The 13344-nt window shown below is 43.4% G+C and carries 11 protein-coding genes; 7 read left to right on the top strand and 4 right to left on the bottom strand.

From position 1 onward, the window contains the following. The first annotated feature begins 10 nt into the window (after positions 1 to 10). Positions 11 to 1054, top strand: a complete 1044-nt coding sequence (locus AK824_RS08985) for a methyltransferase domain-containing protein (RefSeq protein ID WP_057760868.1) — start codon at positions 11 to 13, stop codon at positions 1052 to 1054. Positions 1055 to 1211: 157 nt separating this feature from the next. Here AK824_RS08985 and mtnP read toward each other — a convergent pair whose 3' ends face one another. Further along, a complete protein-coding gene (gene mtnP / locus AK824_RS08980; protein ID WP_057760866.1) occupies positions 1212 to 2105 on the bottom strand; it encodes an S-methyl-5'-thioadenosine phosphorylase in 894 nt (297 codons plus the stop codon). 483 nt (positions 2106 to 2588) lie between these two features. Between mtnP and AK824_RS08975 the strand changes: the two genes are divergently transcribed. From AK824_RS08975 to AK824_RS08965, 3 genes are read left to right on the top strand one after another with little or no spacing between them, the layout of a single operon-like run. Continuing rightward, complete coding sequence (locus AK824_RS08975; RefSeq protein WP_057760864.1) at positions 2589 to 3608, top strand: TAXI family TRAP transporter solute-binding subunit; 1020 nt, start codon at positions 2589 to 2591, stop codon at positions 3606 to 3608. Then, positions 3586 to 4149: a DUF1850 domain-containing protein gene (locus AK824_RS08970; RefSeq protein WP_057760863.1), complete on the top strand. Its 564-nt coding sequence runs from the start codon at positions 3586 to 3588 to the stop codon at positions 4147 to 4149. The genes AK824_RS08975 and AK824_RS08970 overlap by 23 nt, the downstream gene beginning before the upstream one ends. Positions 4150 to 4159: 10 nt before the next feature. Next, complete coding sequence (locus AK824_RS08965; RefSeq protein WP_057762540.1) at positions 4160 to 6163, top strand: TRAP transporter permease; 2004 nt, start codon at positions 4160 to 4162, stop codon at positions 6161 to 6163. A 144-nt stretch (positions 6164 to 6307) separates the two neighbouring features. Here AK824_RS08965 and lipA read toward each other — a convergent pair whose 3' ends face one another. Continuing rightward, positions 6308 to 7351, bottom strand: a complete 1044-nt coding sequence (lipA, locus tag AK824_RS08960) for a lipoyl synthase (RefSeq protein ID WP_057760861.1) — start codon at positions 7349 to 7351, stop codon at positions 6308 to 6310. A gap of 148 nt (positions 7352 to 7499) precedes the next feature. Then, on the bottom strand, positions 7500 to 7910 hold the full coding sequence (locus AK824_RS08955) for a carboxymuconolactone decarboxylase family protein (protein WP_057760859.1): 411 nt from the start codon (positions 7908 to 7910) through the stop codon (positions 7500 to 7502). Positions 7911 to 8330: 420 nt separating this feature from the next. Between AK824_RS08955 and acnB the strand changes: the two genes are divergently transcribed. From acnB to AK824_RS08940, 3 genes are all read left to right on the top strand, one after another. Further along, positions 8331 to 10934, top strand: coding sequence for a bifunctional aconitate hydratase 2/2-methylisocitrate dehydratase (gene acnB / locus AK824_RS08950; protein WP_057760857.1), 2604 nt, complete (start codon positions 8331 to 8333; stop codon positions 10932 to 10934). Between the two features lie 202 nt (positions 10935 to 11136). Next, entirely contained in the window at positions 11137 to 11580 is a 444-nt protein-coding gene (locus AK824_RS08945) for a DUF805 domain-containing protein (RefSeq protein WP_082624615.1), read from the top strand. Between the two features lie 208 nt (positions 11581 to 11788). Beyond that, entirely contained in the window at positions 11789 to 12229 is a 441-nt protein-coding gene (locus tag AK824_RS08940; protein ID WP_057760855.1) for a PACE efflux transporter, read from the top strand. A 70-nt stretch (positions 12230 to 12299) separates the two neighbouring features. Here AK824_RS08940 and AK824_RS08935 read toward each other — a convergent pair whose 3' ends face one another. Beyond that, positions 12300 to 13097 (bottom strand): enoyl-CoA hydratase/isomerase family protein, encoded by a 798-nt coding sequence (locus tag AK824_RS08935; protein ID WP_057760854.1) that lies wholly within the window; start codon positions 13095 to 13097, stop codon positions 12300 to 12302. Positions 13098 to 13344: the final 247 nt, after the last annotated feature.

Below are 13344 nucleotides of genomic sequence, written 5' to 3'. Positions count from 1 at the left end.
GGATATTGTTATGCATGACGTCGTGCAAAATTACTATGGTAAAGAGTTACAGAGTACCGATGATTTAAAGACTTCGGCTTGTTGTGATATTAGCAATATGCCTGAGTGGCTCAAGCCATTACTCGCAAACATTCACGATGAAGTATTGAATCGCTATTATGGCTGTGGTCTGGTATGTCCAGCACTGCTCGAAGGCTGCCGAATTTTAGATTTGGGCAGTGGCTCAGGCCGAGATGTCTATGCACTAGCACAATTAGTTGGCGAGAGTGGCCACGTAGTCGGTGTTGATATGACCGATGAGCAGCTAGCCGTTGCCAAACAGCACCAAGCTTATCATGTCGAGAATTTTGGCTATGACAATGTGACGTTTTTACATGGCTATATCGAGAAACTAGATGAACTAGACCTTGAAGCTAATAGCTTCGATATTATTGTCTCAAACTGCGTTATCAATTTATCACCAGATAAAGCTTCGGTCATGGCCAGTGTGCAGCGTTTGCTGAAACCTGGTGGGGAGTTTTATTTTTCTGACGTCTATGCCGATCGCCGTATCCCGCAACACTTAATTGATGACCCAGTCTTATATGGTGAATGTTTGAGCGGTGCATTGTATTGGAAGGATTTTAACCGTTTGTCACGAGATGCAGGATTCTTAGACGTACGTTTGGTTGAAGATCGCCCACTTGAGATTACAGATCCTACATTGGCAGCCAAAATTGGTGATATTCAGTTTTTCTCTGCAACTTACCGCTTATTTAAAATCGACTCGCTTGAGGATGCTTGCGAAGATCATGGACAAGCGGTGATATATAAAGGAACTATCGAGCAGTCCCCGCATCGGTTTGATTTAGATAAACATCATGCTATCGAAGCTGGTCGGGTATTCCCAGTATGTGGCAATACGTTTCGCATGCTGCAAGAGTCGCGCTTTGCGCCGCATTTTGAGTTTATCGGTGATGACAGTCGTCACTACGGTATTTTTGCGGGCTGCGGTGAGCTAATGCCGTTTAATCAACCTATGATGTTAGCATCTGGTGCAGGTGGTTGTTGCTAATGCTAAAGTGATGTATTTAGTATAAATTTAAATATACATGCTAAATTATAAAAAAGGCCATTAATTTAGATAATGGCCTTTTTTGACTTGATTGAAGTCAGATTAAGACTAAACCGATTGAAAGTATTTAGTTAAAAATGGAAAAGACGCATTACAATCACGTTAGTAAGGCGGCCAGTCTGATCTTGGTATGTTCGTCCATCGCATCTATAGGTGTGACTAATGCTTGTGCAAGGGCATTGTGAGCGATTGACTCAGGTAGTTCGGCAGCAATCAAAGCAACAGCTTCCCGTATCACTTTTTGAGCATTATCCGCATTTTTTAATAGGTTCTTTATAGCATAGTCGGCACTCACGGCTTCTTCCGTCGGATGCCAACAGTCGAAGTCTGTCACCAGAGCTAACGTGGCATAAGCAATACTGGCTTCACGTGCCAATTTGGCTTCTGGCATATTGGTCATGCCAATGATGTCTGCCTGCATCTGACGATACCATTCTGACTCTGCTCGAGTTGAGAATTGAGGCCCTTCGATACAGACATAAGTTGCTTTAGAATGACTGGTACCTTCTGCAATATCTGCTTGGTCATAAGCGCGCGTCAAGATGTTTGCTAGGGCAGTGCATAGTGGTTCAGCCATCGACACATGAGCGACGGCACCCTCACCAAAAAAGGTACTCACTCTCTGCTTGGTCATATCGATCATTTGATCAGGCACGACCATATCTAGTGGCTTAAGCGATTCTCGTAGAGAGCCAACTGCTGATACGGAGACGATATAGCGTACCCCAAGCGTTTTTAGCGCATAGATATTGGCTCGATAAGGCACTTCAGACGGGGTCAGTCTGTGGCCCTGACCATGCCGTGTTAGAAATGCGACTGTCACTCCCTCAAGCTCACCTAAGACAATATCATCAGATGGACTGCCATAAGGCGTCTGTATTGTCACACTGCGTTTGTTGGTCAGTGATGACATTTGGTAGAGACCGCTGCCACCGATGATAGCAATATCAGCAGATAACGTTGCCAGTACTTCCGTGTGAGGTATTGTCATAAGGACTATCCGAATGGGTTAATAAAAGAGAGACACAGACTAGTGCCATGTAATATCCTGAACCAAAAAATAGCTCAGATAAAATATAGCAGAACTTTTGTCCTTATAGTTATAAATAGAGATAGTTATAAATCGAGAGTCCTTATTAATTTGCTATATCTAAAAATTCCTAAGAAATAATGCGATATGACGATATTTTCCAGATATCGATAAAGGTTTACAATAGCGACAATTTTTGTTTTAATATTTATTAAATGGAACTTTGTTTCGCATAGCAAAACATACGTATATGTTAGCTTAATTAATGAATGCCCTATATTTTCTCTGATAGCTTTAAATATAAGGTATTGAAAGAAAAAGAGAAAGTAAGCTAAGGTTTATTTATTGACAGAATTACTATATTATTACTCGTCTGTAACGTATTTATGTATAAATACGGATATTGTTAAACGTACAAAATCGACCACTTCAAGGATGAATTCAATGCTTAATTCTTTAAAATCCCCATTACTTTTGTCAGCTATGTTGAGTGCTGCGCTAGGTCTAACCGCATGCTCATCTCCAAGCTCAGAGGGCAGTGATACTGCATCTGCAGATAGCGCGGCAACAGATACTGCAGCAGATAAGCTTGATACTAAGTTTTTGACCATCGCTACTGGCGGTGCGTCTGGCCCTTACAACATCATTGGTACTTCATTGTCTGAAGTCTATGTCAAAACCTTTGGCGTAAACTCAAAAACTCAAACCACTGGCGCATCAGTCGAAAACGTCAATCTATTGACCCAAGGCAAGGTCGACATGGTCTTGGCACTAAGTGACGTGGTGACGGATGCTGTCGAAGGTAAAAACAACTTTGAGCAGCCAATCACTAACATTCAGCAGATTGCTGTTTTGTACCCTAATGTGGTGCAAATCGTGACCTCGAAAAAATCTGGTATCAAAAACATTGAAGATTTACGAGGCAAGCGTATTGCGGTAGGCGATCAAGGTTCTGGTACAGAAGTGAATGCTCGTACTTTACTTGAAGGGTTTGGTATCACATATGATGATGTCACCGTTGATTATCTAGGCTTTGCTGAAGCTGCTGATGGTATGAAAGCAGGTAAGATCGAAGCGGCATTCTTTAGTAGTGGCCTACCAAACTCATCGTTGATGGAGTTAGAGCAAGGTTTAGATTTACAGATTGTCACTATCAACCAAGACAAGCTAAAAGAAATCATCGCGACCAAGCCTTACTTCAAAACCTTTGAGATTCCTGCTGGCACTTATGGCAACGAAACAGCCGTACCAACTGCCGCAATCATGAATGCATTATTGGTTAGCTCTGACCTATCTGAAGCGGATGGTTATAAACTAACCAAAGCATTGTTTGATAATCTAGATGGTCTAAAAACAGCTCACCAAGCGGCCAATGATATCAGTTTAGAAACCGCTCGTGATGGCATGGTAGCCCCAATCCATCCTGGAGCTAAAAAGTACTATGACGAACAAGCAGCTAAGTAATTCATTATGGTTATCAACTGGCGCGGCATTTATTGCAGCGCTGGTTTTTTTTACGCTATGGTTAGGCTTTACGCTTCAGTCTGTCGTTGAAGTGCGAGTCGCAGGCGTAGACGGTGCTGATGATAAGGTTTGTTACTTCACTGAGCCTGACTTTCAGCTACGTTGGATACATTCTGTAGAAAAACAGTGGTGGGAAGAGCAGTATCAACGCATAGACGGCAGCAGTACAGAAGGTGCGGAGCTGTTATTGACCACGACCTATTTTGAAGCGTTCGGTGCGGGGACACCCTCCACCGAAATGCTCGCTCCTATACAAAAGCCTGGCTATCTGGGTTATCAAATCAACGAAAAACTGCCTCGCCTGAATTGGGTCGTATCTAGACTGACCAAAGGTGAAATGGATTATGGTGGTCATCTTTTCTTGATTCACCAGTGGGTGCCAGACTATTCTGAAGTGGTGATCATGCCTAAGACGTATGATTTAATTGATAGATTTAAAAAGGACTTTTGTCATGAACTCCCAAGTGACGGATCAAGGTAGTGTGACTACCATGCCAGATGCTCAAGTTGATAACGATGCTGAGGCGGATGCGGTCAACCGAGCAGTATTGGAAAAATATGACCGAGAGTCAATCACGCGTCATATCACTCAAGGACCAGTAAAATATTTTATCGCTGGCATTTGTATACTATATTCACTGTTTCATTTATATATCACTTTTAATCCAATGCCAGCATTGTTACAGCGCTCTGTGCATGTAGGTGTTGGTTTTGCATTGATATTCCTAATTTTTCCAGCCAGCAAAAAAAGCAGTCGCAAACGAGTGGCATGGTATGACTGGATTTGGTTTGCCCTGTCTCTATCCGGTATGGGCTATCTCATTTATGAGTATCAAGACATCGTCACCTCGCGTGGCGGTATGGCCAATCAGGTCGATGTGATATTTTCTTTGATTACGGTAGTCTGCGTGTTAGAAGGCAGTCGCCGCATCACTGGTTGGATTTTGCCAATCTTGGCCGGCATATTTTTGGCCTATCCATTTGTCAGTCATTTAGATTTTATGCCCGATAGGCTGCTGACTCGCCCTTATGATATGGGTGATATCTTTGGTCAATTATTCTTAAAAACGGAAGGTCTATACTCTGTTGCGATTGGGGCATCGGTCACCTTTATCTTCTTATTCATTCTGTTCGGTGCGTTTTTAGCACGTTCAGGAATGGGGCAGTTATTTAATGATTTGGCATTGGCCATCGCAGGTCACAAAAAGGGCGGCCCTGCAAAAGTAGCGGTCATCTCTAGTGGCTTTATGGGCAGTATTAATGGCTCTGCGTTATCAAATGTGGTTAGTACGGGTGCCTTTACCATTCCGTTGATGAAAAAGGTCGGCTATCACAAAGATTTCGCAGGTGCAGTTGAGGCCAGTGCTTCGGTTGGTGGACAGATCTTGCCTCCGATTATGGGTGCTAGTGCCTTTATTATGGCTGAAACAACAGGCTTGCCGTATAGTACGATTGCCTTAGCAGCATTATTGCCAGCGATATTGTACTATTTAGGGGTCATTGCGCAGGTGCATTTCCGTGCTGGACGTCGCGATCTAAAAGGTATCGCCAAAGAAAATTTACCAGCGGTAAAAGAAGTATTAAAAGCCCGCGGTCATATGCTATTGCCGATTGTCTTCTTGATTTTCTTATTAATCAGAAACGTACCTGTGGGATATGCAGCAGCTTATACCATTGGCTTTACCGTTGTGATCAGTATGCTACGTGCCGAAACGCGCATGAGTTTTTCTGATATTTTAGGTGCATTAGAAGATGGTGCGCGCCAGTCGCTAGCGGTTATGGCTGCTTGTGCGGTCGTTGGTATTATCATTGGGGTGGTGAGTCTGACCAGTTTTGGTACGGTGATGACGTCATCTATCGTCACGTTAGGTGCAGGATCATTATTCTTTACGCTTATCTTAACGATGTTGGCATCAATGGTTTTGGGCATGGGATTACCCTCTATTCCTGCCTATATCATTACGGCGACGATGGCTGCGCCAGCATTGGCCGGTTTTGATATTCCAATCTTGTCAGCGCACATGTTTGTTTTTTATTTTGGTATCTTTGCCAATATTACACCGCCTGTGTGTCTTGCAGCCTTTGCGGGTGCAGGTATATCCGGTGGTGATCCGATGAAGACAGGGTTCTTGTCCCTCAAACTTGCCCTCGCGGGATTCATCGTGCCGTTCATGTTTATCTATAATCCAACGATGTTGATGATAGATCCAACCGGTTTGGCAGTTACAGCAAAAGATTTCCCACTGCCACCTATTGTAGATATTATTACCGTAGTAGTGACTTCAGTAACTGGTGTCATTGCGCTGAGCTCGGCACTTGAAGGGTACTTCAGAGGCGGTATGAATACGGTGACTCGTGTCATCTTAGCTATTGGTGCTTTACTATTGATTTATCCTGAGATTACGACTGGTATCGCAGGTGGTGTGATCGTCCTTGGTATTGCTGCATTCAATATAAAAACAGCTGGAAAGCCGACGCCAACTTTAACCGTGTAAAGCGTTAGGTTTAATCCTTCGTAAGTCTAACAAAGCTCAAAAAAAGGGTGAATAACAAATTTGTTATTCACCCTTTTTAATATTCTTAAGAAATGTTTTAGCGACTGCTGTTCACAATTATTTTCGCATCACTTTATTACTAAATTAGCAGCCAAGTTTGCCTTCAGCTTCTAATGCTTTTTTGCTACGGATAGGTGCTGGGCAATCTTCGCCATAGTATTGACGATCTGCAAAGTAGCTTGAGCGTACCATTGGACCTGCCCAAATGCTAAAGAAGCCAATCTTTTTACCGTAGTCCATATAGCGTTGGAACTCGTCTGGATGGACATAACGATCGACAGGCGCATGGTTTTTACTAGGCTGTAGATACTGACCGATAGTGATCATATCTACATCATGAGCCTTTAGATCATCGAGTAGCGCATAGATCTCTTCTTCTGTCTCGCCAAGACCAACCATAAAGCCGCACTTGGTGGCGATATCAGGACGACGCTCTTTATAAATCTTAAGCAAATCTAGCGAATGCTGATAGTCAGAACCTGGACGGAAGGCTTTGTATAGACGTGGCACGGTTTCGATGTTGTGGTTAAACACATCTGGTGCAGTCTCTGTCAATAAATCCAATGCAATATCCATACGACCACGGAAATCTGGTACTAGGATTTCAATCAAGCAGTTTGGGCTAAGTGCTCTTGATTCGTTTAGCACTTCCACAAAGTGTCCCGCACCGCCGTCTTTTAGATCGTCACGATCGACAGAGGTAATTACGGCATATTTAAGCTGTAGACCTTGAATTGTCTCAGCGGTATGACGCGGCTCATCCTTGTCTAGCTCATTAGGGCGACCATGGCCTACATCACAGAACGGGCAGCGACGCGTACAGATATCACCCATAATCATAAAGGTGGCTGTACCATCAGCGAAGCACTGTGGCAGGTTAGGGCAGGCCGCTTCTTCACAAACGGTATAAAGCTTTTGCTCACGCAAGGTTGCTTTGATACGAGCGACTTCAGCAGGCGAGGACATTTTTACCCGAATCCAATCAGGCTTTTTCTTTGCCTCGACAGTCGGGATCACCTTAATTGGGATACGGGCAACTTTGTCATAGCCACGCAGCTTTTCGCCTTGGATGGCTTTTTTTGGTTTGGCCTTAGCAGCAGGTACATGTGTTTGTACGGCAGTTGTCATAATGGAGTTATCTCTTAACCCTTTATATTATAAGGGTTTATGGAATTATCAGAATGTTTTATGAGTGGAGATATTATAGCAGAAATTTGGACGTCAATTTTTAAACAATATTGTTAAGATTACTATGATTGCTCGGACGACCATAGTTTTAAATATCTATATCGATTTCCAACTCATTCAGTATATCTATGGCAGCGCGAAACGCTTCTTGAGTAGCAGGTGCACCGCAGTACGGCAAGCTGTGCATGAGCACTTCTCTAATCTCGGCGACACTGGCCCCGTTGTTAATGGCACCGCGTATATGACCTTTCAACTCATTTGGGCTTTTTTGAGCAATTAAAAAGGCAATAGTGATTAATGAGCGATACTTGCGTGGTAATACTGAGTCATCTTGCCAAGTGCTGCCCCAAGCGTGTTCAATAATCCAGTCTTGCAGCGGTTGGGTAAATCCTGTGGCCGCATCAAGCGAGCGTTTGACATGCTGCTCACCCATGACCTCAGTGCGTACCTTGAGACCATTGTCATAGTTAGGATTGTTGTCCGTATTGCTATCAGTCATATCGTCGTCCTTAATGTTTACACCAAAATGTTTTTACCAAATCGACTGTTAATACATCGACTATTAATAAATCTAAGTTGCTACATTTTTTTAAGCGAAATTTTATCGAAGTTGTTTCTTACAAAATCGTATATCAGTCATATGGTGTCTGCTCAGTCATAAAGCAAGCGCTTATTGATAAGCGTAATCAGGCAAATGCCAGTTATAATGAGCGCTACAATCATATTATTGATGGCACTATTTTTATAATAAATGTTCAATATGGCCTTACTATGCGCCTTTTCAGAGCTGAGCCATTAACATTTAAAGCGTTTTAAGCTATGATTGCACGGATAATTATTTCATATAGTATATAGACGCAGGCAGTCATACTGACTACCAACGTAATGTGCTACACCCCAACTGACGAGGACGACTATTGTGTTAGAAGCTTATCGTAAACATGTCGAAGAACGTGCTGAGCTAGGAACTGTACCCCTACCACTAAATGAAAAACAAGTAGTAGAGTTGGTTGAATTATTAAAGAACCCGCCTGCAGGCGAAGATGCGTTCTTGATGAACCTATTAGAAAACCGTATCCCTGCTGGTGTTGACCAAGCAGCATACGTTAAAGCGGCATTTTTAGCTGCTATCTTAAAGGGTGAAACATCATCACCACTTATCAGCAAACAAAAAGCCGTTGAAATTCTAGGCACTATGCAAGGTGGCTACAACGTTCAGCCACTAGTTGCTGCACTAGATGATAGCGAAGTTGCACAAGACGCTGCTGAAGCACTAAAGAAAACTTTGCTAGTATTTGACGCGTTCAATGACGTGACTGAAAAAGCAGAAGCTGGCAACACTATTGCTAAAGAAGTGATTCAGTCTTGGGCTGACGCAGAATGGTTCTTGAACCGTGCTGAAGTACCAAAGAAAACCACTTACACGACGTTTAAAGTAACTGGCGAGACCAACACGGATGACTTATCACCTGCGCAAGACGCATGGAGCCGTCCTGATATCCCATTGCATTCACTAGCCATGCACAAAAACTCTCGCGACGGCATCAATGCTGACGAAGAGGGCGTTGTTGGCCCAATGAAGCAAATCGAAGCACTGAAAGAAAAAGGCCATCCGCTAGCCTATGTTGGTGACGTTGTTGGTACTGGTTCTAGCCGTAAGTCTGCAACCAACTCAGTATTGTGGTTGATGGGTGAAGATATCCCTAACGTGCCAAACAAACGTGGCGGCGGTTTAGTACTTGGTAACAATATCGCTCCTATCTTCTTCAACACGATGGAAGATTCTGGCGCATTGCCAATCGAAAAAGTTGCAGTCGATAACCTAAACATGGGTGATGTATTTGACATCTATCCGTACGAAGGCAAAATCACTAAGCATGACTCTGATGAAGTACTATCAACGTTCTCACTAAACTCACCAACATTGCTTGATGAAGTTCGTGCTGGCGGCCGTATTCCATTAATCGTTGGTCGTGGTTTGACTAACCGTGCTCGTGAATATATGGGTCTTGGTCATTCAGACATCTTTGCTAAGCCAGAAGAGCCAGCTGATACTGGTAAAGGCTTTACGCTTGCCCAGAAAATGGTTGGTAAAGCGTGTGGCCTGACAGGCGTACGTCCAGGTATGTACTGTGAGCCTAAGATGACGACTGTCGGCTCTCAGGATACGACTGGTCCGATGACGCGTGATGAGCTAAAAGACTTAGCATGTTTGGGCTTCCAAGCAGACCTAGTGATGCAGTCATTCTGTCATACTGCCGCTTATCCAAAGCCAGTTGACGTTGAGACTCAGCACACACTACCTGACTTTATCATGAACCGTGGCGGCGTAAGCTTACGTCCAGGTGATGGTATCATTCACTCATGGTTGAACCGTATGCTACTTCCAGATACCGTTGGTACTGGTGGTGACTCGCATACTCGTTTCCCAATGGGTATCTCGTTCCCAGCGGGTTCTGGCCTAGTTGCTTTCGCAGCTGCAACTGGTGTGATGCCACTTGATATGCCTGAATCTGTTCGTGTTCGTTTTGTTGGTGAGCGTCAAGCTGGTATCACCCTACGTGACCTAGTACATGCTATCCCTTATCAAGCGATCAAAGAAGGTTACTTGACGGTTGATAAGAAAGGTAAAATCAACGAGTTCAACGGCCGTATTCTTGAAATCGAAGGCCTAGAAGATTTGACCGCTGAGCAAGCGTTTGAATTGTCTGATGCCTCAGCTGAGCGTAGTGCTGCTGGTTGTACCATCACTTTGTCTGAAGCATCAGTGACTGAGTACCTAAACTCAAACATCACGCTGCTTAAGTGGATGATCTCAGAAGGCTATGGCGATGCACGTACCATCAGCCGCCGTGTCGAGCAAATGCAAGAGTGGTTGGCTAACCCAAGCCTCATGCGTGCTGACGACGATGCTGAATACGCTATCGACATCACTATCGATATGAGCGAAATCAAAGAGCCTATCCTTTGCTGCCCGAACGATCCAGATGATGCAAAAACGCTAGCAGACGTGGCTGGTGATACCATTGATGAAGTATTCATTGGCTCATGTATGACCAACATCGGTCACTTCCGTGCCGCTGGTAAATTGCTACAAGACGTACCAGCAGGTAGCCTGAAGACTCGTCTATGGATTGCACCACCTACTAAGATGGATGCACGCCAGTTGATGGAAGAAGGTTACTACAACATCTATGCACAAGCCGGTGCTCGTACTGAAATGCCAGGTTGTTCACTATGTATGGGTAACCAAGCACGTATCGCACCGAAATCTACTGCGGTATCGACTTCAACTCGTAACTTCCCGAACCGTCTAGGTCAAGGCGCTAACGTATACCTAGCTTCTGCAGAGCTTGCAGCAGTCGCAGCGGTACTTGGTAAATTGCCGACTAACGATGAGTATCAGCAGTATGCTGGCATGCTAAACAGCATGGGTGATGAAGTCTATCAATACATGAACTTCGACCGTATGGAAGACTATACTGAAGAAGCAGACAAGATTAATGTCGCCCAGTTAACCTAATTTTGGTTGCAGCTTAAGCAAAACGTTTTTAAGTTTTAATAATAGAATAACCCCGTATCGTCATGATGCGGGGTTTTTTATTGATGACTCTAAGCAAACTAGTATTCATTTACAAACTTTTATTGAGTATCTATAATCAAAACCAATGGTTGATAACTTTCACTGACGATTTCTACTTTTTACGACTGAGATAAAAAGCCCTATGGAAAATAATATTAAGTGTGATAAAGCGACTCCGCCGCCACTGCCCAGATCTACGATGGCTAACAATCATAGCGCTGAAGTAAATTACGGCATCATTGACTGGTTTAAAAAGGGCATGAGAAATTACACGAATTTTTCTGGCCGTGCGCGCCGTAAAGAGTATTGGTATTTTTTTCTAGTGCAAATGGGGGTGATGATCGTTGCAATGCTGCTAGACGCATTAATATTCAGCTCAGAGACAGGTTTATTTTACATAGTAGCGGCACTTGGTTTATTTCTGCCTGGTCTTGCCGTGACTATCCGCCGCTTACATGATACTAGCCGCTCAGGATGGTGGTTTTTGATAGGGATAGTGCCACTGATAGGCTCTATTATATTGCTAGTATTTCTAGCGAGTGATACCAAGCCCGAAACCAATAAATGGGGTCTACCGGCAAAATAGTCCGGCTAAAACAGACGATAACCGTCAATAAAACGGCTTACGCCTGTTTACAAATGTCCTCACTGATTTTTGAGTTTTGTTTCTGTATAATATAAGTGCAGGCGGAAACCGTGGCTCTGTACTTCCTTTATCTTTTCTATCTCGGGACGGACCGATACTTTGATACGCACCTTGCTGTTTAAATACAGGTGCTTTGGAGTCTTGGTTGATGACCTTATCACCGCTTAAACGTCGCTTAATTTATGTGACCGCTTTCGAAATTATCGCGATTATCTTATCTACCCTTATATTGATGAAACTCAGTCACAGTGACGCATCAGAATCCTTACCAATCGCCATAATGATGTCGGTAGCAGCCGTTGTTTGGAACTTTATATATAATACCGCTTTTGAAGCGTGGGAACGCCGCAGACGTATTGTACGTCGCACGTTATGGATACGCAGTGTTCATGCTTTTGGTTTTGAGGGTGGGCTGGTGTTGATCTGCTTGCCACTTTATATGATTTGGTACGATGTTGGTCTAGTAAAAGCCTTTATGATGGAAGTGGCGCTACTGCTATTTTTCTTAGTTTATACGTTTACGTTTACTCTGATTTTTGACAAGATATTTACTTTACCTCATCATTCTAAACCCGCGTCCGCTTCTTAATTAAAGATATTGACAAAAAAAGGGCTACCATATTGGCAGCCCTTTTTTGATAGTATCATTGTTTATCTTGTTATTTACCTTGATATACAGGCTTACGCTTTGCGATAAAGGCGCTAACCCCTTCGATAAAGTCATCGGTTTTTGCCATTACGGTCTGCTGTTCTACTTCCGTATCTAACGCCGCGCTCAAACCAGCGAAGGCGTGTACATTGAAGCTCTCTTTCATAGCGGCCAATGCTTTGCCTGGTAGTTGGCTCAATCGTAGCGCCAATGCTTGGACGGTGGCTTCTAGCTCGTCAATACTCACCACGTTGTTCACTAGATTTAAGCGCGCCATGTCTTCTGCTTTCAGTTTATCACCCAGCATTACAAGCTCAGTGGCTTTTGCTGCACCTACCAATTGGTTTAATAAGTAAATACCACCTGCATCTGGAACTAGGCCAATATTAACAAATGCTTGTACAAACTTTGCATTGTCTGCGGCAATGCGGAAGTCACAAGTAAGCGCCAAGTTCATGCCAGCACCAGCTACGGCGCCTTCTAATTTGGCAATAATCGGCTTATGAATATGACGTAACTTTAAGCTGACTTCGCCTGCGCCTTCTACCATGCCTCTTAATTTGTTTGAAACAATATCCTTGTCTAATCCTTCAGACAACATCTCTTTAATATCGCCGCCGCTGGAGAAATTACCACCAGCCCCTTGTAAAATAATCACCCGTACTTGATCATCTGCGGCCGCTTTATCTAGCGCTATCAAGACTTGGTTTTTTAAGGGTGTGCCAAAGGCATTTAAGCTTTTTGGATCGTTAAAGGTAATAGTAGCAATGTGCCCTTCAACTTGATAATCGACGAGAGACTGTGACATTTGAGATTTCCTTATTTTAAATGACTGTTTTAATATTCTATATCAATGACAATACTTTGAGATAAAGGTAAAAATGGTTCAATACTGATTACTATAGCAGCTTGCTATGATTATAAAAGCGTGTTTTGTGGGCGCTTAAGACACATCTATATACTGGTAAACTTCACTATTTTATCGTAAAAGCTGATGCTAGCTAATGGGACAAAACGACTGGTTCGTAAAAAGGCTATGACCTAAGGGGCTAATG

The sequence above is a fragment of the Psychrobacter sp. P11G3 genome (assembly GCF_001435845.1).
In the GTDB taxonomy this organism is placed as follows: Bacteria; Pseudomonadota; Gammaproteobacteria; order Pseudomonadales; family Moraxellaceae; genus Psychrobacter.
This window is presented reverse-complemented; position numbering and strand designations above follow the sequence as displayed.